Below are 21,149 nucleotides of genomic sequence, written 5' to 3' on the forward strand. Positions count from 1 at the left end.
CTAAAACTTTCGGGTCTAGCTTTTCAAAAACTCGTCGTCAGGTATCATCGCTCGGGATGCCATTGGGTAAGTCTAAACATTTTTGCAACCATAGCTGCTTACTGATTCCATAATTTTCCATGTCTTCCCATCCATCACCTCCAGCTATTGTAGATAATATGGCAATGACAAGAATGTCTTTAAGGAGGTGGCGTTTGGTTCGGTTCACTCTCGGATGGGGTACGTCATCAAAATAACTTGACAAGCTCTTTTGTAAGTCTTGCATAGACAAAGGTTGGGGCGGGTTTTGTGGTTGCTTTGATTTAAACGTTGGCACAACAGGCGGGAATCCTTTATCCATTGAGTTTTACCACCGCGCCGGGCGACTTAGCTTTTAAAACATTATAGAATCGCTAATACATAAATTCCACTTTCTCTATAGTTGTCTTTTTGTCAAGTACAATTTATACCAAATTAGATGAGCTTACCCTGGGTCTAACTCCTTTTTTGTGATACTTAAAAAACAGTTGGTAGGCTTTGTCAATGCGTTGACAGATATCCTGTACAGCTTGAGAACCGACTAATTTCCAAAACGGGTTACGTTTCCGCAGTTTTGCGATATGAGCCTGAAGTTTTGCACAGTTCAAATGCTTACCCCACATCTGGTAGTACCGTTTGTGGAGGGCAATGCAATGGTTATAAATCACCCCGGCGGCATTGATTGACCGTTTGAGATGTTTATTTTGCTTGCTTTGATAGAGCTTGAACTTCAGTGTCTTCATGTTAGTATTGTATATCATTTAGATATACTCACGCAATGAAAAAGAGCGTATTTTTCAGACTGACCGAAGAATAATTTAAGAAGGTAGAAGCTTATTGCGAATCAATAGGAATATCTTTCATCAGATATTTTAAGGGAATTCATTAGAAGCCTTAAGACAAAGAAAAAGCCGTCCTAAAGGGACGGGGCTTTAGACCCATTTTCTCAGTCAAGCTCACCTTATTTGGGATGACTGCCAGGACAGAGAACGAGAGATATTCACGGCATTGATGCGGCACAAACCAATCTTCCTGTATCGCCAAGGATCGCGACCTACCCCAACCGCTCAGGGATACTGTTGGCGGCTGATTGGCGAACATCCGAGTTTGCGGATGTATCAGTTGGAGAGCGAAGTTGAAGGAGACTAAAGCCGATCGATATCGCGACCGACGAAGAAAGTTGCCAAGGTTGTTGTAGCCAAAGCCACGATGACCCATGCTCGCCCGAAGCGCACCCATCCCGCGATTGAGCGAACCGATAAGACGCACTAACCGCAACAGTTGGTCTTTTAACCATTGATCTTGAGTGTGCCTTGCTGTAAGATAAAATTCAGCTATACTACGGTAAACCGATCGATTTATAGTATAACTGCGTAAGTCCTAATTAAACGAGACATTCAGCAAGGAGTTGAGGAAACGAATCATGAGCAAGTGGTTTGCCGTTGCCACACGTAGGTTACTGCTATTTTTTATTTCTGGGCTGTTTCTAGCGCTATTAGTCAATGCCTGTACTAATTCTGCCTCTCCTGGAACTGGCACTACAGCAGCATCGCCAGGCTCATCTCCTACGGCAGTTCCTACGGTAGTACGTTTAGATTATGCCTACTACAATCCTGTCAGTCTTGTGTTGAAAGAGAAAGGCTGGCTGGAGGAAGACTTAGCCAAAACCAATATCAAAGTGGAATGGGTGCTCAGTCAAGGTAGTAACAAGGCATTAGAGTTTCTCAATGGCAGCAGCATAGACTTTGGCTCGACTTCTGGTGCTTCCGCACTGATTGCCAAAGCCAATGGCAATCCCATCAAGTCTATTTACGTTTACTCGAAGCCCGAATGGACAGCATTAGTAACTACGGCGAATTCTTCGATTCAAAAAGTCGCCGATCTAAAAGGCAAGAAAGTTGCAGCAACGCGCGGAACAGATCCGTTTATTTTCTTGTTGCGTGCCTTGGATCAAGTCGGTTTGACTACCAAAGATGTAGAAATTGTGCCTTTGCCGCACGCTGACGGTAAAGCTGCCCTTGAGAAAGGCGATGTCGATGCCTGGGCTGGTCTCGATCCATTTATGGCACAGACAGAAGTAGAAAAAGGCTCGAAACTCTTCTTCCGCAATCCCAAACTAATTAGTCAAGGCTTTTTGAATGTCCGCGATGCATTTGCCAAACAATATCCTGAACAAGTTAGTCAAGTGCTAACCGCCTATGAGAAGGCACGGAAATGGGCGATCGCAAATCCTAGTGAACTCAAGCAAGTGGTGATTAAAGCATCGAAGCTGACAGAAGCGGTAGCAACTAAACAATTAGAGGAGCGAACCGATATATCAAACTCATCGATTGGTGACGAACAAAAAGCCGTTATTAGTGCTGCTGGGGATGTCTTGAAAAAAAGCGGCGTGATCGAGGATTCCGTTGATGTCATTACAGTAGTTAACAATTTAATCGATCCGCAGTATGTGGCAAAGGTTGCCAAATCATAAGTAAAAAAAATCTGCTGTGGATATACACCAACTCACCAACGCATATCAGAAATTTAAAAATTAAAAATTAAAATTTTAAAAATAAATTCATCATTTTTAATTTTGCATTTTTAAATTTCAATTCCGAGCCAAAGCTATCTATGCAGAACAGCAAACACTAAGTTATGGAACAAAGACTTGCGATCGCAATACCAAGCGCACAAACAGGTAATATTTGGCAATTCCTCAGCCGTCTGGGCAGAGCAAAAGGCTTGCTCTTGCCAGTCTTTCTCTTAATATTGTGGGAAAGCCTGTCTAGGTTTGGCTTGGTTGCTCCTAACTTGTTACCTGCTCCCTCAACTATTCTTACAACAGTTTGGCAACTCGGTGCAGCAGGGGAACTATGGCAGCACATTGGCATTACACTCTATCGAGTCTTTGTTGGCTTCCTAATTGGTACATTTTTTGCCACTCTTCTAGGAGGATTAACAGGCTATTCTTGCCTAATTCACGATTTACTCGACCCGCTTTTGCAATCACTTCGTAACATTCCTTCGCTGGCATGGGTGCCACTATTTATCCTCTGGATGGGAATTCATGAGCCTTCCAAAATTGCTTTGATCGCCGTTGGAGTCTTCTTCCCCGTTTACTTAAATCTGATGAGCGGCATTCACAATGTCGATCGCAAATTGGTTGAGGTTGGCAAAATCTATAGACTCAATGATTGGCAGCTTATCAGCCGTGTGTTCTTGCCCGCGACATTGCCTGCCTACATTGTCGGTTTGCGAAGTGGCTTGGGTTTGGGCTGGATGTTTGTCGTGGCGGCTGAATTGATGGGAGCAAGTCAGGGCTTAGGCTTCTTATTGATCGACGGGCAAGCGACTGGACGACCTGCCATCACCCTCGCCAGCATTCTCTTGTTTGCGATTTTCGGAAAAGTGACTGACTCAATTATTGGCCTTGCATCGCATAGGCTACTCCATTGGCAGGATGTACACGCTTCCAACCATTAGTTCAAAGCATTAGTTTCAAGAATTCATTCAAAGCGCCAAGGAGGAAACATATATGCTACTCATCGAAGGACTGCATAAGCGATTTAAAAATGGTTTTGTAGGATTGGAGTCTATTAATTTAACTGTTAATCGCAGCGAGATTGTTAGTTTGATCGGTACGAGTGGTTGCGGCAAAAGTACACTTTTACGGATAGTTGCTGGATTAGATATGCCAACTTATGGAGATGTGCAAATTGACGATATTCGCATTAGCAAAGCTCATCCAGAAATTGGTGTAATATTTCAAGAACCTCGGCTGATGCCTTGGTTAACCGTCTGGGAAAATGTGCAGTTTGGTTTGCATCATTTACCGAAGGATGAACGCAGGGCACGGGCAAGTGATGCTCTAGTTAAGGTTGGATTACAAGATTTTGCTCGTTTGCTGCCGCGCCAACTATCAGGAGGAATGGCTCAACGGGTGGCGATCGCGCGTGCCCTCGTCACTAATCCTTCTATTTTATTGCTAGATGAACCCTTTAGTGCTCTCGATTCCTTTACTAGAATGCAACTACAGGATCGTCTGTTAGAAATTTGGCAATCCGATCGCCAGACTATTATTCTTGTGACCCATGATGTTGAAGAAGCACTGATTTTAAGCGATCGCGCGATCGTTATGCGTGGCAACCCTGGACGCATCCATATCGAGCTAGATATCGATCTTCCCCGTCCCCGCAGGCGTACCGATCGCAATTTGCAATATTGGAAAGAAAAATTATTGAGTACCTTGGATTTATCCAATACGCAAACGGTTCCCTTAGAGGTTTAAATCCCAGGCTGAAATTGCAATCAACATCTAAATATAGGCAAGGGAAACGCCGCTCCGATCTCTCGCCCTGAGCGAAACCCAAGGGCTGATATCTAATCCGTTGACATCGGAATTATTCTCTCTCTCTTCTCTTTCTCTGTGTCCTCTGTGCCCTCTGTGGTTTAATCATTCCGATACAACCGGAATTGATATGACGACCCGACAATCGTTTTTTAAATGTCGAACAGCTTATCTCAAAACCTAAATCCTAACTCCGCAAAAATTGACTTCAATCATGACTACTAAAATACTCCCAAGCTACGATCCAACCCTCTTTCAAGGAGCGATTTCTTATTACCTACAATATCGACCGCGCTACCCAAATGCTCTTTACGATTTAATCTCACAGGAATTTCAATTAGACGGGCAAGGCAAGCTTCTCGATCTCGGCTGTGGGATTGGCTTGGTAGCGATCGCCTTACACGATCGATTTCAATCTGTTTTGGGTATCGCTCCCGATCCAGAAATGCTCGAAGTTGCCAAGCAAGAAGCTAAACTGGCTCATGCTTCAAATATCGCTTGGGTAAGGGATTTAGCAGAAAATATTTCCCCAGCAATTGGTACATTTTCCCTTGTCACCATTGGTCGTGCTTTTCATTGGATGGATCAAGAACTGGTGCTACAGCGTAGCTACGATTTGCTCGATCGCACCAGTAACGCTAATAGGGGGATAGCGATTATTCAAACTGAAAAAGATATTTGGTCAAATGACTCTGTTTGGGCACAAAATGTGATAGCTACGATCAAACGGTGGCTAGGAGAAGAGCGGCGTGTGGGATCGAGCAGCGTTCCTTTGCTCTACAAGTCGGATTTAGAAGTTTTGGATCGATCGCCATTCGTTCGGATTAAGCGCCATAAAATTGACTTTCAAAAACACTGGACGATTGATAATTTTATTGGTTATCTCTACTCCACCGCTTACTGCCGTCGTGATTACTTTAATGGCGATACTTCTGTATTTGAAGCGGAAATTAAAGCAGCAATTCTCAGTGCCGAACCTTCAGGTCAGTTTGTTGAAGATGTACCGATTTCTGTTTACTTGGGTTTTAAGGACTGACCAACCTATAGGAATCCTAAATCATTTGTACGTCATTACTTCCCTCAATTTTGTATCATCAATATGAAAACATCCCTTGTAGACTCGAAAAGCACAACACAGCAAGACAGCAAGCAAGATTATGTAGCGATCGCGAAATCGCTGGCTCAAGAATTTGGTGCTACTGCCATCGAACGAGATCGTCTTGGCGGTACGCCAAAGTATGAACGCGATCGCATTCGCTCTAGCGGTTTGCTCAGTTTGATTATTCCTAAAGAATATGGCGGTATTGGCGAAACATGGATCGCTGCACTCCAAATTTCCCGCGAGTTGGCAAAGACTGATAGTTCTCTAGCCCATGTTTACTCCTATCACCATTTAGGGGTTGTTATCCCGCATCTTTTTGGCACGGAGGAGCGCAAGGCGCAGTTCTACAAAGATACGGTGACAAACAATTGGTTTTGGTGCAATGCTCTCAATCCCCTCGATCGCCGTGCGACTTTAACTCCTGATGGTACAGGCTTTTTACTAAACGGTACAAAAAGCTTTTGCTCTGGTTCTAAAGATTCTGATATCTTACCCATCACTGCGGTTCGTCAAGATACCTCCGAACTCACTATTATTGTAATTCCCACTCAAAGAGAGGGAATACAAATCCATGACGATTGGGATAACATCGGGCAACGTCAAACCGATAGCGGTAGTATTAGTTTCGACCAAGTGCGCGTTTATGACTCGGAAGTGTTTGGCGATCGCACCCGTGCTGATATTCCTTTCCGTACTTTACGAGCTTGTTTGACGCAAATAAATCTTGCCCATATTTATCTGGGTATTGCAGAAGGAGCATTTGCTGCTGCCAAAGACTATACTTGCACCGAAGGACGACCTTGGTTGACCTCCACTGCTCCTAGTGTGACGCTTGATCCTTACATTCTGAAACACTACGGAGAAATGTGGGTCGATCTGCAAGCGGTTAGCAGTTTGACGGAGCGAGCCGCGGCCATTGTGCAAGCAGCTTGGGAAAAAGGCATAGATTTAACAACAGAAGAACGTGGAAAATGCGCGATCGCGATCGCAACGGCAAAGGTTGCTGCCACAAAAATAGGTTTAGATGTGACTACTCGCATTTTTGAAGTGATGGGGGCGCGTGCTACCACCAGTAAATATGGTTTCGATCGCTACTGGCGTAATCTGAGAACGTTTACGCTACATGATTCTGTTGACTATAAAATTCACGATCTGGGTAACTGGGTACTCAACGATCGGCTCCCCAATCCCAGCTTTTATACGTAAAAAACATCCTTTTTGAAGGATGTTTTATCTTCACTCGGCGGTATCTCAGCTTTTTATGCAGATAGCAGCAGAGCTAGATGCTACTTTTTCTTCTGCGCGTGCAACTGATACATTACCACTGAATATTAATCATTCAAGTAACTAGATAAGTCAGACAAGCAACAATTTACACAATCTGCTTGCATTTTTGAAGTCCTTTGTGGAATAATAGGAGCTTGTTAGTATAAACTACGGTTTATCGGTCGGCTTATTGTAGCTTACTCATCAATAATGATTAGTTCAGCTTTTACATGGTTATTGCGTTTTTTTGTTTTCAATACTTGAAGCTTAGGAAGGAACAGTGTTAACCCGATTAAGAGAAAACCCATTTTTAGCTAAATTGAGGCATTTTGGGAGCAAACTCAAACCTAGTTCAATCAAGACCTTTGCTTGGCTTTTTGCAGTTGGCTTCAGTTTGAGTTTAACCGTTTCTGCCTGTAGTCCTACTCAGCAAACAAATACAACTACTGCCCCGACTTCTGCTGCCACATCGGTGGCTAGTTCTAACTCACAACAGAACAATGTAATTAGGATCGGCTATCAAAAATATGGAACCCTAAGTATCCTTAAATCACAGGGAAGTTTAGAGAAACGTTTGGCTTCTCAAAGCACTTCTGTACAGTGGCTTCAATTTCCCGCTGGCCCTCAATTACTGGAAGCTTTGAATGCAGGCAGTATTGACTTTGGCCATACAGGAGAAGCGCCGCCTATTTTCGCACAAGCTGCTGGCGCACCATTGGTATATGTTGCTAATGAGCCTCCTAATCCTAAAGGTGAAGCTATCTTAGTACCGAAAGATTCTCCTATTCAAGATGTGGCTGGGTTGAAAGGCAAAAAAGTTGTATTTAACAAAGGTTCAAATGTGCAATACCTCGTGGTAGAAGCATTAAAAGCAGCCGGATTAAAATATAGCGACATTCAGCCTATTTATCTGCCCCCAGCAGATGCGCGCGCAGTTTTTGAACAAGGTAGTGCTGATGCTTGGGCAATTTGGGACCCGTTTTTTACCGTAGCGAAACGAGCTACAGGAGCTCGCGTTCTTAAGGATGGAGAAGGGCTTGTAGCTAATCGGGAATTCTATCTAGCTGCTCAACCTTTTAACGAGCAATATCCAGACCGGATTAAGGCAATTTTAGAGGAACTTCAAAAAGTAGATGAATGGGCTGTGGCTCAACCAACTGAAGTGGCAAAACTGCTGTCTCCTGAGCTTGGTATTGATGTTCCAACTTTAGAGGAAATCTCACGGAGACGGCCTTACGGTGTGCAGCCAATTACGGAGGAAGTCGTTACTTACCAGCAAAAAGTTGCTGATACTTTCGTGAATTTGAAGCTGCTTCCCAAACAGGTAAAAATTAGCGAAGTGGCTCAGGTAACTAAACAATAAATAGTGATGGAGGCTCAGGAAAATGGAATTATTTTGGTTTATACCAACTCACGGAGACGGACATTATTTAGCTTCAGGAATTGGAGGGAGAGCTTGCAGTTTTTCCTACTTAAAGCAAATCGCCCAAGCCGTTGACCATTTAGGATTTACGGGTGCTCTGCTGCCGACTGGACGCTCATGCGAAGACGCATGGGTAGTAGCTTCATCTCTAATGTCTGTAACGGAAAAAATGCGTTTTTTAGTTGCGATTCGTCCGGGATTAATGTCTCCTGGCGTAGCAGCACGGATGGCAGCAACGTTTGACCGATTATCTAACGGACGCTTATTGATTAATGTGGTGACAGGCGGCGATCCGGTAGAATTAGCAGGAGATGGAGTGCATCTCAGTCACGATGCTCGTTATGAATTAACGGATGAATTCTTGACAGTTTGGAGAGCGATGCTTGAAGGTAGTAACTCCAATGACGTGCGAGATAAAGAAGTCGATTTTAGCGGTGAATATCTCCAAATTAACGGCGGTAAAGTTCTCTTCCCACCTGTACAAACTCCCCATCCTCCCTTGTGGTTTGGCGGTTCGTCGCCCATAGCACAACAAATTGCGGCTAAGCATATTGATGTCTATCTGACTTGGGGAGAACCGCCACAACAAGTGGCAAAAAAAATTGAAGCTGTGAAAAAATTAGCAGCAGAACAGGGTAGAACTGTGCGGTTTGGGATTCGCCTTCATGTCATTGTGCGCGAAACTGAAAGCGAAGCTTGGGAGGACGCAAATCGGTTGATTAAATATGTTGATGAAGATGCGATCGCAGCCGCCCAAAAAGCTTATGCCAGAATGGACTCTGAAGGGCAAAAGCGGATGACAGAACTGCACGCAGGCAACCGCGAAGCTCTAGAAATTAGCCCCAATTTGTGGGCTGGAATTGGGTTAGTAAGAGGCGGTGCCGGTACTGCCTTAGTGGGAGATCCCGATACCGTTGTTGCACGAATGTTGGAATATTGCGAATTGGGAATTGAAACTTTCATTTTTTCCGGTTATCCCCACTTAGAAGAAGCGTATCGAGTCGCTGAATTGCTATTCCCCCGCTTGCCGTTGAAGAACCAACCACCTGCAAATCAACCGCAAATGTTTAGTCCTTTTGGCGAAATTGTTGCCAACGATAAGTTTCTCCAACAAAAACAAGTTATTCCTACGAGCGCATCATGAACAAAAAATGGCTCAAAAACCCCTATTTTCAGCAGGTTATTCCCTGGATTGTACCGATTGTGCTGATTGTTAGCTGGCAACTTTTAGTGCAGGTGGGTTGGCTTTCGACAAGAGTTTTACCCGCACCAACAGGTGTTTTAAGTGCAGGAGTTAGATTGGCAATTACCGGGGAACTGTTTCACCATATCGGAATTAGTGCTTGGCGTGCCGTCGTTGGTTTCATCATCGGCGGAGGAATTGGTTTAACTCTTGGTTTCCTCAACGGTCTTTCTCCAATCGCAGAAAAGCTGCTAGATACTTCTGTACAAATGGTTCGTAATGTTCCCCACCTCGCCTTAATTCCCCTAGTAATTTTATGGTTTGGAATTGGCGATGTAGCTCGGTTATTTTTGGTGGCTTTGGGTGTGTTTTTCCCAATGTATATCAATACATTTCATGGCATCCGCAGCGTCGATGCCGGATTGATTGAAATGGGAAAAGTCTATGGTTTGAGTCCTACATCTCTTTTGTGGCAAGTTATTCTGCCTGGGGCTTTGCCTTCAATTTTGGTAGGCGTGCGATATTCTTTGGGGATTATGTGGCTGACGCTGATTGTCGCAGAAACAATTGCTGCGGATTCTGGTATTGGTTACATGGCAATGAATGCTCGCGAGTTCTTGCAAACTGATGTTGTGGTGTTGAGCATTATTATGTATGCTTTGTTGGGTAAGTTTGCAGATGCGATCGCCAGAAAGTTAGAAAAGAAATGGCTGGCTTGGCATCCCAATTATCAGCCCGCTTAGCTATAAAAAAGCAGGAATAAGAAAGAAAAATGAGAGTGTCCCCTTTTTCTTTCTTAGTTTCTCTAGAAATGCTGTCCTTCACGATCTGCTCAGTTAGTGTTTTTTACGTATAAAAGCTGGGATTGGGGAGATGATCGTTGAATACCCAGTTACCCAGATCGTGAATTTTATAATCAACAGAATCATGTAGCGTAAACGTTCTCAGATTACGCCAGTAGCGATCGAAACCATATTTACTGGTGGTAGCACGCGCCCCCATCACTTCAAAAATGCGACTTGTCACATCTAAACCTGTTTTTGTGGCAGCAACCTTTGCTGTTGCGATCGCTGCCTGCTCCACAACTTCAATGATCTCCAGTCCTAATACACGATCCATGCTGAATGTTTTCTCCTATTGCACCTCCTGGCTACTCCACGGCTTTGGAGGCGCTCACTGCCTGTGAGTCGGATTTTGAGCTTTTTAGCCAACATAGCCAACAGGTCTATGAAACTCACGACCGTGAGAGCGAAGACTAGGAATTTTCTATCCCATCATGGTTTTGACGGCGAGGATTACAACAGTCGCCAAAAAAATCCGACGTAACCAGCGATTGCTAAGTTTGAGAGCCACCTGTGATCCGATGATGCCCCCAATAAACATGGCAATACCTAAGATGATGCCCAATCGATAATCAACGATGCCAGCCGCTGTGAAAACCCCCGTTGCCACGAACGAGGAAAAGATATTCACCAGCTTGGTTGTAGCGATCGCTTCCACAAAAGTCATCCCAAAGAGCGCCACATAGGCAGCCGTTAGCAAGGTGACGTACCCGCCACTGAAAAAACCACCATAGATACCCAGGCCAAACGTTGCCACATAACCGAGTAATTGGGCTGCCCGTGATGGGCGATCGGCTGCCGGAAGAACGCCACCTCGATGATTCGCGATCGAGAAAACAGCAACCGCAATCATGGCAGCCGAAACAATCTGCGGTAAGGACTTTGACGGTATTACCAGGACTAATCCTGCTCCTAGAATTGAGCCAATCAGAGTCAGCCCAATCAAGAGAGGCAAGCGTCTTAGATTAATCGTCTGTTGCTTCAGAAACGGTAACGTTGCACCAATACTCATAAACGTGAGTGCCAGCATATTAGTGGCTAAAGCCGTGCGCGGTGCAATGCCCATTTGCAACATTACAGGCACCGTAATTAAGGAGGTGCTGCCTGTAATCACGCTGATCGTGCTGGTCGCTAAAAAAACTGTAATCAGGATCAGTAGTTGAAGGGAAACCATATGGGTTCTATAAGTTCCCTTACGCTAATTGGGTAGCCGAAACAAAGGTCGTAACCGCACCCCGATCGCAGTTCCCAGGAGTGCAGCCACAATCCACAGCCAGCCGTGCAAACTGGTAGACGCGATCGCCCCAAAGAACCCACTCACATTGCAACCGTAGGCAAGAAATGCACTGTAGCCCATCAGTAAGCCACCTAATATCGCCGCCGCTAGAATCTGTTTGGAAGGCCCAAAAGTTGGAACCCATCGCCCTGCTAACCCTGCAGCCAGCAGCGATCCTAGAACTATCCCACCATTCATCACCGAACTGACATCTGCAAACACGCCATTCGTGAGAGCAGCCTGAGCGTTGGAAGTCTTCCAAAATGGGCTGCTGGTAGAGTCCCACCCCAAAAACGATGCAATCTGGGCCGCGCACAGCGCAAAGCCCCAGGTAATCCGCCAGGGTTGCCCCGACAGGATCAGCGTCAGCCAGTTGAGCAGTGACAGCGCGATCGCACCTGTGAGTAGCGACCAAGGGCCGTAAATTAGCTGAGTTAGCGAGGAGGGGAAAAGCGGAGGGGAAGAAGTTAGGGGAGGAGAAGAAAGAGCTTTTGCAGAAGGGAAAATACGTTGGAGAGTAACAAACAAAGCAGCGAAAATTGTCAGTTGCAAAACCACTGCCCAAAACCAGCCAAGATTATCCGCCAAAGAAATCGCCGGCAAAGCAGGCAAATTCACCCACAACTGTCGGGTTAAGCTAGCTGCAAATGCCCCAAGGCAAAATGTCACCAGCGTCACCAGCAGAGTGAGACTACCGGAACCAACGGTATACAAAGTACCACAACCGCAGGCCCCCCCAAGCTGCATCCCAATCCCAAACAGGAAGGCACCGATCGCCCCTTGAACGCCTACAGGCGCAACAGCACCCCGCACCGGCTGCCCAAATACTGTTCCGGCTGCCAGAGTCGGCGCAAACAGAACAGTAGCGATCGCCAGCATGATAATTTGTGCGATCGCTCCCCGCGCGTCTCTATGCACAAGTAACTTGCGGTAAGCACTGGCAAAGCCAAAGCTAGAATGGTAAAGTGTTAGCCCCAGCAACCCACCAATCAAGAACAATAGGCTTTGCTGCCAACCATAACGATTCAGTGTAATTGTCCCAACAGTAAAAAGTGCTAAGGCGATCGCAATTATCAAGCGATGGGGACGAAAAGGAGCCCATAACGGCTCACCAGAAACTGATGAACTCATTTTTACTACTTCTTAGGTGGGCTCTTCGGTTGTTCCGGTGGCGGATCGCAACTGCCTAAAGCGGGTTGACTTAGCTGTACAAAATCAAACCCAAATATTACTGCCACAGTAGCAAAAACAACAAGTGATGAAATCAAAACTTTCATACATTAGACCTTTAAATGTCGAACAGCTTAGCACCAAATAACTAAACTTTTTCCGCTCCAATTTCAACTGGCAAATTAGACGTACTGTACTCAGTCCAAGAACCGTCGTAGATCCGAACTTTAGGATATCCCAAAAGATGTTTTAGCACGACATACTGTAATGTTGCTTCACGCCCAGTGCTGCATGACACAATCACATCATCTGAAGGCTTAATCTTCTTGTCCGCCAGGATTTTGCGAATCGCATCCAGTGACTTCAACTGATGAGGGTTTTTGAGATCCTCCTGAGAGTTCTCGGCTTCCGTAAACGCAGGCCATGGAATATTTTTCGCACCAGGAATGTGCCCATTGCGTACCCAGATATCTTTCTCACCTCGGAATAAATCACCTGGTCTAGGATCGATAAAAACAACACCTGGTTTACCAATTAATTCTCCAACCTGTTGAAGGTTAACGCGAATTGAGGGATTATCTTGAACCGCAAACTGTGTAAACTTGTATTTGGGATATTCCTTAACAACAGGTTGCCCAGAAGCTTTGTATCCTGTATATCCCCCATCTAAAACTGCAATATCTTTTACTCCCGATCGCTCTAGTAAATAGGCAACCATTGTCGCTCCCAAAATATCTCGTGCATCGGAATAAACGAGAACGCGACTGTTACTGCTAACACCAGATCGAGAAAAGATCGAAGATAATTTCTGGGTATCCCAATACTGCACGGGCAAAAATCCGTCGGGGCCACGAAATGCAGTATCTGCAATGTGTACTGCGTTTGGAACATGGCCTCCAATATACTCCAGAGGCGCATTTCGCACATCCAAAATTCGCAAATTTGGATCTTTTGCGTTGGCTGCTACCCAATTGGGAGAAACAAATTGAATTTTGGCACTGGGGGTTGCAGTCAGCGGTGAAATCGAGAAGAGTGAAACTCCCAGCAAGGTTGCGATCGCCACTATTACCAAAACAGAGGGCTTGAGGGATCTTTTCCAGATTCCCCGCAAAAATCTCAAATTCATAACTATAAATCTCCTTAATCAGATGCCATCAACAAGTCAATAACCCAACATTCATTAACGTCAAAAGAAGGCAGGAGGTAGGGGGCAGTTCGTTAGAAACACCCCAGAAATCAAAAATAGCAGTAACCTACGTCTGGGAATGGCAAACCACTTGCTCATGATTCGTCTCCTCGACTCCTTGCTAAATGTCTGGGTTAATTAGGACTTACGCATTTTATACTATAAGTCGATTGGTTTACCGTAGTATAGCTGAATTTTATCTTACAGCAAGGCACACTCAAGATCAAGGGAAAGACCAACTCGACTGTTGGTGGTGCTATAGGCAACTCCCTTGCCAATATGCCATCGCGCTCAATCAGCTTGATTAGCAAGGCGCGGTTAGCTGTTTTTAACAGGCGAGTCGCTACTAGAGAACCACTGAAGCCAGCACCGACGATCGCGCGCTCGTTGTTGGAGTATCAGAAATCATCAGTATTGTCGGAACCATATCCACATCAAATAGAAGAGTTCGGCTTCTCAGTATTTGAAGTTGTCACAGTCATTAACTGACCTACACCCCAAATCGACGGTGTTTTGCCGATCGCTTGCAGAATATGGTCGTGGGCTGCCATCACTGCCCTCAATATCCAAAAGATATCTATAGGAACAATTTAATAACGGTAATAGTGGTAAAATACGGTTTACTTACCGAGATACAGTATTTTAACATTGCTTGCCATCATAATTCAACAATTTGGGAAAATTCAAGCATGAGTCAAATTCTGCAAGAAGTGCTGTCTGCTAACCAGGAATATGCTGCGACCTTTGGCAACAAAAGCAATTTGCCCCTACCTCCTGGTCGTCGTTTTGCCATTCTAACCTGCATGGACGCTCGCCTCGATCCAGCAAAATATGCTGGGCTGGCAGAAGGGGATGCCCATGTCATTCGTAATGCTGGAGGACGGGCAAGCGATGACGCAATTCGATCGCTCGTAATCTCTTACAAGCTATTGGGAACTCGTGAATGGTTCGTCATTCACCATACGGGTTGTGGAATGCAACTGTTTACCGACAGCATCCTCCGAGAATTATTGACAAACAGCCTGGAAACTGCTGTAATCGACGAAAACGGTTGGCGAGATGTTGGGCAGGGTTCGGGTTCCACGGAAGGTGAATTTGTCGATTGGTTAACGTTCAAAGATTTGGCAGAAAGCGTGTTTGTGGATGTCAAACGAATTCGCAACCATCCCCTTGTGCCACCAACCATTCCGATTTATGGCTTTATCTACGATGTGAAAACAGGGCAATTGATTGAAGTCCCCAGCGCAACTGAAGTCGGTCGAGCAACAGTTCCAGCGATCTAGTCATCGTAATGGACGATCGCAAAAATGCAGAATCCTTTGCGGTTTTCTCAACTATGAATTAGTGCTTTTCACGCTCTCACCATTATTGCAACTATGAGCCATTTGATTGAATACGAAGACGCAAATGATGAAGTACGCGCAGTGTATGACGACATTCGCGCGACACGCAAAACCGAGTACATCAACAACTTTTGGAAAGCGATCGCCAACCATCCGCCTACCCTGCAACGTACCTGGCAGAATGTGAAGGAGGTGATGACGGGTCCCGGAGAACTCGATCCCCTTACCCGCGAGTTAATCTACATTGCTGTCAGCGTTACAAATGGTTGCCCGTACTGCATTTCATCTCATACAGCCTCCGCGCGAGCCAAGGGAATGGATGATGCCATATTTGGGGAACTGATGGCGATCGTGGCAACCGCAAACGCTACCAATCGACTGGCAAATGGTTATCAAATTCCAGTGGATGAACAATTTAAATTATAAAAGGCGTTCAATCTTAACCACTTATAATCCATCTCTATGGCAACTGAATTAACCGTAGATGTTTCTCAGATTCCCGTTATCGATATTAGTTCGCTGGTATCGGATAATCGCCTAGATACTGTTGCCAACCAAATCCGACAAGCTTGCTGCGGCACAGGTTTTTTTTACATTGTCGAGCATGGTGTAGACCAAGGCTTGCAAAACCGTTTGGAGCAACTCAGCCGTCAGTTTTTTGCTCAAGATTTAGAAACTAAAATGCAAATTCGGATGGCGCTGGGAGGTCGGGCATGGCGCGGCTACTTTCCGGTTGGAGGTGAACTGACGAATGGTAAACCAGATTTGAAAGAAGGAATTTATTTCGGATCGGAATTGAATCAAACCCATCCGGCTGTTCAAGCAGGTGTTCCCATGTTTGGAGCAAATCTGTTTCCAGAGATTCCCCAGTTTCGCTCCACAGTGCTGGAGTATCTAGCAGTCATGACTCAACTGGGTCACGCAGTAATGGCTGGAATTGCCCTGAGTTTGAACTTAGAAGCATCTTATTTTCGCGATCGCTATACGAAAGATCCCCTGATTTTATTTCGCATTTTCAACTATCCACCACAAAGCAATCCGCAAGGGCAATCTTGGGGAGTGGGAGAGCATACCGATTATGGTTTGCTCACGATTCTCAAGCAGGATGATTTAGGTGGGTTGCAAGTGAAGACAAAATCAGGCTGGATTGATGCTCCGCCGATCGCCAACTCATTTGTTTGTAACATTGGCGATATGCTCGATCGCCTCACAGGTGGACTTTATCGGTCTACTCCTCATCGAGTCAAGAATGTGTCAGGACGATCTCGCCTCTCATTTCCCTTCTTCTTCGATCCCAATTTCAATGCTGAACTCCACCCGATTGAAATCAAGGGAGCGCTCGTCGATGACAACAAGAACGAACGTTGGGATAAAGCCAGCGTTCACGAGTTTCGCGGCACTTACGGCGATTATGTCCTGAACAAAGTTGGAAAGGTTTTTCCCCAATTGCGCCAGGAAGTTTTGTAAACAGTCACCTGGATTTATTAAACGATCTTAGAGGCTCGGAAGTCTGCATTTTAGGAACCCTCTCAGCATCAAATAGAAGATGAATGTATCTATTGTTAAGACATCGAAACTAGGAAAAAAAATCGCGGTTTCGGTATCCAACATTTACCCACAAGCTGGGATTTTTAATTACCTGGTTTCCAAACTACTTCTTCAACTTTTAGCTGCTTGGGAATTAAGCCGAGTTCAAAAAAAGTATCCGCAATTTCCTGTTGCTCGGCAACCATATCAGCTTGGATCGGTTCAAATCCATAACTCCGCCGTCGAGTCACTACATCTAAGATAGAAACATCAATTTTCAGAATGGGAGCGAGAATCTTGACTACTTCTGGGGGATTCGCATCCGCCCAAGTCGCTACTGCTTGAGTTTCTTCTCTAATTGCCTCAATAATTTTGAAATTAGACTGAGCAAATGAGCGATTAGCTAAGTAAAAATCTCGGTTAGCTGCTAGTCCTTTACTATGTTTAACAACACGAACATCTCTTGGCGCTTGAGCTGCTGCATAAAACGGGTCCCAAATTACCCAAGCATCTACATTACCTTGTTGAAAGGCAGCTCTGGCATCGGCTGGTGTCAGGTTAACAGGCTCAATCTCAGTCCATTTTATCCCTGCGGATTTCAGTGCTTTTGCTAACAGGTAATTGGCGCTTGAACCTTTTGTAAAAGCTATTTTCTTACCCCGCAAATCTGCAAGGGTTTGAATTGCCGAATTAGCAGGAACTAAAATACCTGAACTGCGGTCTTTGGGGGCGCTTCCGCCAATGTAAAGGAGGGGTGCGTTAGCAGCCTGGGCAAAGACTGGAGGAGCGTCCCCGGTGCGGGCGATGTCGATGCTGCCGGCGTTTAGCGCTTCCAACATCGGGGGGCCTGACTGAAATTCTTTCCACTCAACCGATATACCTAGAGGCTGCAAGCGTTTCTCTAACCCGCCTCTGGCTTTGACTAGCGTGAAGGGGTCTAATTTCTGATGGCCGATGCGGACTACCTGAGCTTGAGCTGCTGCGGGGGAAGCGGCGGGGCTTGCAGAGCCCGTAGGGGGGGGAGTATTGTTACAGGCGGCGATCGCCCAATTTAAGCTGATTCCCAATAGAAATAGCGCTGCTAGGGAAAGGTGCGATCGCCATAATTGAGCAAGGAATGAAATCAGTCTTTTGAGCATAAACAATAATATTGTTTGTTAGTAACTTTCCTATCAGAGACTTCCAACTAATTCGGGTTTGCCAGTTTGCAGGGCACCAACAAACTCTTGCAATTGCGATCGCAATCTTTGTTCTGTTTCCTCTTCAAGTTGTACGCTTGTTTCGTCATAACTTTGAATCTGCGTGTCTAAAACATAGACACCAGCCAAGATATGACTAGCGCCCAGCTCGGATAACACTGGTTTGAGGGCGTAGTTAATTGCTAATAAGTGACCCAGCGTACCTCCGGTGGCTATGGGGAGAATAACTTTACCAGCTAAACTCTTCTGCGGGAGCAAATCTAAGTAAGCTTTGAGTACGCCTGTGTAGGCTGCTTTGTAAACAGGTGTGGCGATGATTATGCCCTTGGCTTCTACTACTAAATCATTGACTGCTTTTAAGTCTGGGTTCGCGAATTGTCCGTAAATTAATACCTCTGGCGGGAGATCGCGGACGTTGATAGATGCCGTACTTAGTCCCTCTTTCTCGACAGCGCGGCGGGCGTATTCGAGCACCGCAAAAGACCGGGATGGATGAGACGGGCTACCTGCGATCGCAACAACATTAGGCATTTAATAGTCCTCCTATTTTTGACTCATTTAAAAATGAACGATTTACGGAATCGCTCCTAACTACGGTAACTCTGTAGAATTACCGTATTTTATAGATAGTAAGCTAGCACGGTCAATTTTAAAAAGCAAGTAAGTTGAGATGTAAATTTTGATAACTCTTATACAAATTTTGGGCGATCGCGAATCTCGGCGGGAATCAACTGTCAGATTTTTTCTCCCAAATACAGCATAATCCCACCGGACTCAAAAACAGAACCTTTACAGCAAGGGGGTTTGCTTGTTCTTAAAAATTATTTATCAAAGCCGCAGAAGTTGGGCGAAAAATTATCTTGCTTTTTGGAGATACCTATGCAATAATCTTGTTTAATCACAATCTACTATAATTTGACTGAGTTACAATAGATTAAATTTAGAAATGCTAATCTGCTATTCACCAGCACCGGTGAGTAGGAGACGAATTGGCACTTGCTCAACAGCCACCTTTGACAGCGAAAAAGGTTTTGAGCCTGTGGGATAGATCGCGATATGGAGGTTTTTTAGAATGGAATCACCACTCTCAGGAATAGGTCTAGAATTAGTAGGACTCCAGAAGTCATTTGGAAATATTAAAATTTTGCGGGATATCAACATAGAAATAAATCCCGGAGAATTTGTAGCAATTGTAGGTCGCAGCGGATGTGGCAAAAGTACCTTACTGCGCTTAATCGCCGGACTAGAAGTTCCCACTCAAGGAACTGTCTTTCTAGATGGAAAGCCGTCCCGCAAACTTAACTCTAAAGTGACAATGATGTTTCAGGATGCACGGCTACTACCTTGGCAAAAAGTGGTGGCAAATGTGAAATTAGGGCTACTCACGGCCAAAGAAAACACGCACTACAAAGCGATGCAAGTCCTTCACGCGGTAGGGCTTGGCGATCGCGCCAACGATTGGCCGGCGGTACTCTCGGGCGGTCAAAAGCAAAGAGTTTCTTTAGCAAGAGCCCTTGCCTGCGAACCTCATTTACTGCTGCTTGATGAACCCCTCGGCGCGTTGGATGCTTTGACCCGTATTGAGATGCAGCAATTGTTAGAAAATTTGTGGCAAGAAAAAGGATTTACCGCGCTACTGATCACTCACGACGTAGAAGAAGCAGTGGTGCTTGCTGACCGAGTTATTTTAATAGAAAATGGTCAGATTGCAATGGACTGTTCTATTGATATGCCGCGACCGAGGCAGAGAGGAAATGCTCTATTTGCTGCGAAAGTAGAGGCGATTTTACAGCGCGTTATGGGTCAAAAAGAAAGTAGCAAAGATACAGAAAAATTTTCAATAACTGCGTTTCGGTAAACGGTGCTTGGCATAAATGATCTCAATAGCAAGTTGTTTGGCTCAGTCCGACTTATTCTGCTAATAATCAGGAGAATGCCAACTAATTAACGCCCTGATTTCACAATTATTAAAGTTCTCAAGCTGAATTTACAGCTCTTAAACAATTTTAAGCCGAATAGATTCGTCTCATTATTAAATTTATAAGATTTATCAAATTAAAAGATTGTCAGCCTCCCTAGTTGATAGGCTGCCCAACAGTTGATTGGCATCCTTAACTTTTACATAAAGTGAAATAGAATAGGAAAAAAATTGGCGTTGCTGAATGGAGGTATGATTTGTGCGCTCACAGGGATGTATTAGCTACTCGATTTGCCTCGCTCGAACGCGATTGAAATGAGGCCCTCGATCCGGAACCGGAACCTCCCAAAACTTAAGATAATGAATTAATAAGCGAATTGAATTTGTGAGCATCTCTCTCGACTTAGAATAACAGAGTGTCTGGCGATGAAGTCGGGCTTGCGTAATGTCGTAACCGCGTATTGTCGCCCTCTACTCTGGTCATGTAAGTTTTACAGATAATTTGGTCTCCATCTGGAATAAACATGGGATAAACTGGCTATCCATCTGTTACATAAAAATGACATTTCCAATTACCTAGGTGCTTCCCACAGTGGTCGAAAAGTTGCTGCACTATGGTCTCCCAGCACCCATCCTAAAATCCCTGGCTGAAAGTGATTAACCGCCGTAGATAGCCAAAATTTATTTTTTTTGACCAACCAATGTTTCTAGTTCATCAAGTTCTCCAACTTCGGGAATTGTCTCGGGTTCATAAGCATCAGGCAGCAATTATCCTAGTTGCTTGACCCAATTTATGATGCTGGTGTGATGTACTCCTTTAATCCTCTCTATTGCTCGAAAACCTAGACCATTGACATACATTTTGAGGCATTCACGTTTCACCTCTCAACAGTAACCTTTATGAGGTTGATAGCAATCTATAAATTGTCTGCCACAATCGACACAAATATAATTCTGTTTACCTTTTTTATGACCATTTTTATTAACGTAAGTTGAATGGCATTCAGGACATTGCATACGCTCTCCGTTTTTTGAAGTGTTATTTTTGGCGATCGCACTCTCAATTTATCATACCCTAATTCAGCAATGCCCTTTCTGGCATCGTAATCCACTAACAAATCAATATCACTTTCTTGTGTCGCTTCGCCCCGTGCTACTGAACCGAATACGCGCACGTTGTAGGCTCCGTGCTTTTGGGCAATAGCGAGAATTTGCGATCGCTCGTAAGTAATACAGTAATTCGGCGTTGCTGAGTTAGAGTATGAATAGGAGGAATAATTTATGCAATACAAGCGAATGTAAATCAACCCATATCCGTAAAAACGGCAAGAAGAAAGGAAAACAGAATCACATTTGTGTCCAATGT

General features: G+C 44.8%; 22 protein-coding genes and 2 pseudogenes. 14 read left to right on the forward strand and 10 right to left on the reverse strand.

The window, feature by feature from the left end; all coding sequences use genetic code 11:
• Positions 1-40 precede the first annotated feature (40 nt).
• Positions 41-265 (reverse strand): annotated as a pseudogene (locus QUB30_RS30780) (transposase family protein); the annotation flags it as partial.
• Between the two features lie 764 nt (positions 266-1,029).
• On the opposite strand from QUB30_RS30780, the gene QUB30_RS30785 reads away from it, so the two are divergent.
• The 9 genes from QUB30_RS30785 (at position 1,030) to ssuC (ending at position 10,065) form a co-directional block, all read left to right on the forward strand.
• A complete protein-coding gene (locus QUB30_RS30785) occupies positions 1,030-1,167 on the forward strand; it encodes a hypothetical protein (RefSeq protein WP_333341705.1) in 138 nt (45 codons plus the stop codon).
• A gap of 274 nt (positions 1,168-1,441) precedes the next feature.
• A complete protein-coding gene (locus tag QUB30_RS30790; protein WP_333341707.1) occupies positions 1,442-2,491 on the forward strand; it encodes an aliphatic sulfonate ABC transporter substrate-binding protein in 1,050 nt (349 codons plus the stop codon).
• Positions 2,492-2,655: 164 nt separating this feature from the next.
• Positions 2,656-3,483, forward strand: coding sequence for an ABC transporter permease (locus QUB30_RS30795; protein WP_333341709.1), 828 nt, complete (start codon positions 2,656-2,658; stop codon positions 3,481-3,483).
• A 52-nt stretch (positions 3,484-3,535) separates the two neighbouring features.
• Entirely contained in the window at positions 3,536-4,288 is a 753-nt protein-coding gene (locus tag QUB30_RS30800; RefSeq protein ID WP_333341711.1) for an ABC transporter ATP-binding protein, read from the forward strand.
• Positions 4,289-4,562: 274 nt separating this feature from the next.
• Complete coding sequence (locus QUB30_RS30805; protein WP_333341713.1) at positions 4,563-5,384, forward strand: class I SAM-dependent methyltransferase; 822 nt, start codon at positions 4,563-4,565, stop codon at positions 5,382-5,384.
• Between the two features lie 63 nt (positions 5,385-5,447).
• Entirely contained in the window at positions 5,448-6,656 is a 1,209-nt protein-coding gene (locus QUB30_RS30810; protein ID WP_333341715.1) for an acyl-CoA dehydrogenase family protein, read from the forward strand.
• A gap of 340 nt (positions 6,657-6,996) precedes the next feature.
• On the forward strand, positions 6,997-8,079 hold the full coding sequence (locus QUB30_RS30815) for a sulfonate ABC transporter substrate-binding protein (RefSeq protein WP_333341717.1): 1,083 nt from the start codon (positions 6,997-6,999) through the stop codon (positions 8,077-8,079).
• 22 nt (positions 8,080-8,101) lie between these two features.
• A complete protein-coding gene (gene ssuD, locus QUB30_RS30820; protein WP_333035552.1) occupies positions 8,102-9,283 on the forward strand; it encodes an FMNH2-dependent alkanesulfonate monooxygenase in 1,182 nt (393 codons plus the stop codon).
• Positions 9,280-10,065 carry an aliphatic sulfonate ABC transporter permease SsuC gene (gene ssuC / locus QUB30_RS30825; protein WP_333035550.1) on the forward strand — a complete coding sequence of 262 codons (786 nt, stop codon included), beginning with the start codon at positions 9,280-9,282 and terminating at the stop codon, positions 10,063-10,065. Before ssuD ends, ssuC begins: the two co-directional genes overlap by 4 nt.
• Positions 10,066-10,168: 103 nt before the next feature.
• On the opposite strand, the gene QUB30_RS30830 is transcribed toward ssuC, so the two are convergent.
• The 5 genes from QUB30_RS30830 to QUB30_RS30850 all read right to left on the reverse strand — a co-directional run bounded on the left by QUB30_RS30830 (position 10,169) and on the right by QUB30_RS30850 (position 14,173).
• Positions 10,169-10,441: an acyl-CoA dehydrogenase family protein gene (locus QUB30_RS30830; RefSeq protein ID WP_333341720.1), complete on the reverse strand. Its 273-nt coding sequence runs from the start codon at positions 10,439-10,441 to the stop codon at positions 10,169-10,171.
• Positions 10,442-10,588: 147 nt separating this feature from the next.
• Positions 10,589-11,338, reverse strand: coding sequence for a TSUP family transporter (locus QUB30_RS30835; protein WP_333341722.1), 750 nt, complete (start codon positions 11,336-11,338; stop codon positions 10,589-10,591).
• Between the two features lie 24 nt (positions 11,339-11,362).
• On the reverse strand, positions 11,363-12,571 hold the full coding sequence (locus tag QUB30_RS30840; RefSeq protein ID WP_333341725.1) for a YeeE/YedE family protein: 1,209 nt from the start codon (positions 12,569-12,571) through the stop codon (positions 11,363-11,365).
• Between the two features lie 187 nt (positions 12,572-12,758).
• Positions 12,759-13,736 (reverse strand): sulfurtransferase, encoded by a 978-nt coding sequence (locus QUB30_RS30845; RefSeq protein WP_333341727.1) that lies wholly within the window; start codon positions 13,734-13,736, stop codon positions 12,759-12,761.
• A gap of 194 nt (positions 13,737-13,930) precedes the next feature.
• The gene (locus QUB30_RS30850; RefSeq protein ID WP_333341738.1) at positions 13,931-14,173 is read right to left on the reverse strand and encodes a hypothetical protein; all 243 of its coding nucleotides are present in this window, start codon (positions 14,171-14,173) and stop codon (positions 13,931-13,933) included.
• A 312-nt stretch (positions 14,174-14,485) separates the two neighbouring features.
• On the opposite strand from QUB30_RS30850, the gene QUB30_RS30855 reads away from it, so the two are divergent.
• The 3 genes from QUB30_RS30855 (at position 14,486) to QUB30_RS30865 (ending at position 16,606) form a co-directional block, all read left to right on the forward strand.
• Positions 14,486-15,079 carry a carbonic anhydrase gene (locus QUB30_RS30855; RefSeq protein ID WP_333341730.1) on the forward strand — a complete coding sequence of 198 codons (594 nt, stop codon included), beginning with the start codon at positions 14,486-14,488 and terminating at the stop codon, positions 15,077-15,079.
• Between the two features lie 93 nt (positions 15,080-15,172).
• A complete protein-coding gene (locus tag QUB30_RS30860; RefSeq protein ID WP_333132581.1) occupies positions 15,173-15,565 on the forward strand; it encodes a carboxymuconolactone decarboxylase family protein in 393 nt (130 codons plus the stop codon).
• 36 nt (positions 15,566-15,601) lie between these two features.
• Positions 15,602-16,606 (forward strand): 2-oxoglutarate and iron-dependent oxygenase domain-containing protein, encoded by a 1,005-nt coding sequence (locus QUB30_RS30865; RefSeq protein ID WP_333341732.1) that lies wholly within the window; start codon positions 15,602-15,604, stop codon positions 16,604-16,606.
• 164 nt (positions 16,607-16,770) lie between these two features.
• Here the strand turns inward: QUB30_RS30865 and QUB30_RS30870 are convergent, their stop codons facing one another.
• Together QUB30_RS30870 and ssuE are read right to left on the reverse strand one after the other, a co-directional pair.
• A complete protein-coding gene (locus tag QUB30_RS30870) occupies positions 16,771-17,805 on the reverse strand; it encodes a sulfonate ABC transporter substrate-binding protein (protein ID WP_333341734.1) in 1,035 nt (344 codons plus the stop codon).
• Positions 17,806-17,838: 33 nt separating this feature from the next.
• The gene (ssuE, locus tag QUB30_RS30875) at positions 17,839-18,396 is read right to left on the reverse strand and encodes an NADPH-dependent FMN reductase (RefSeq protein ID WP_333035528.1); all 558 of its coding nucleotides are present in this window, start codon (positions 18,394-18,396) and stop codon (positions 17,839-17,841) included.
• A 541-nt stretch (positions 18,397-18,937) separates the two neighbouring features.
• Between ssuE and QUB30_RS30880 the strand changes: the two genes are divergently transcribed.
• The gene (locus QUB30_RS30880) at positions 18,938-19,723 is read left to right on the forward strand and encodes an ATP-binding cassette domain-containing protein (RefSeq protein WP_333341736.1); all 786 of its coding nucleotides are present in this window, start codon (positions 18,938-18,940) and stop codon (positions 19,721-19,723) included.
• A 342-nt stretch (positions 19,724-20,065) separates the two neighbouring features.
• On the opposite strand, the pseudogene QUB30_RS30885 reads toward QUB30_RS30880, so the two are convergent.
• Together QUB30_RS30885 and QUB30_RS30890 are read right to left on the reverse strand one after the other, a co-directional pair.
• Positions 20,066-20,800: pseudogene (locus QUB30_RS30885) on the reverse strand (IS1 family transposase).
• A complete protein-coding gene (locus tag QUB30_RS30890; protein ID WP_333341740.1) occupies positions 20,701-21,015 on the reverse strand; it encodes a nucleotidyltransferase domain-containing protein in 315 nt (104 codons plus the stop codon). Before QUB30_RS30890 ends, QUB30_RS30885 begins: the two are co-directional and overlap by 100 nt.
• 29 nt (positions 21,016-21,044) lie before the next feature.
• On the opposite strand from QUB30_RS30890, the gene QUB30_RS34030 reads away from it, so the two are divergent.
• Positions 21,045-21,149, forward strand: a 105-nt coding sequence (locus QUB30_RS34030; RefSeq protein ID WP_445300568.1) for a transposase-like zinc-binding domain-containing protein, incomplete at its 3' end; no start/stop codon positions are given.

The organism is Microcoleus sp. BROC3 (genome assembly GCF_036702515.1).
Classification (GTDB): domain Bacteria; phylum Cyanobacteriota; class Cyanobacteriia; order Cyanobacteriales; family Microcoleaceae; genus Microcoleus.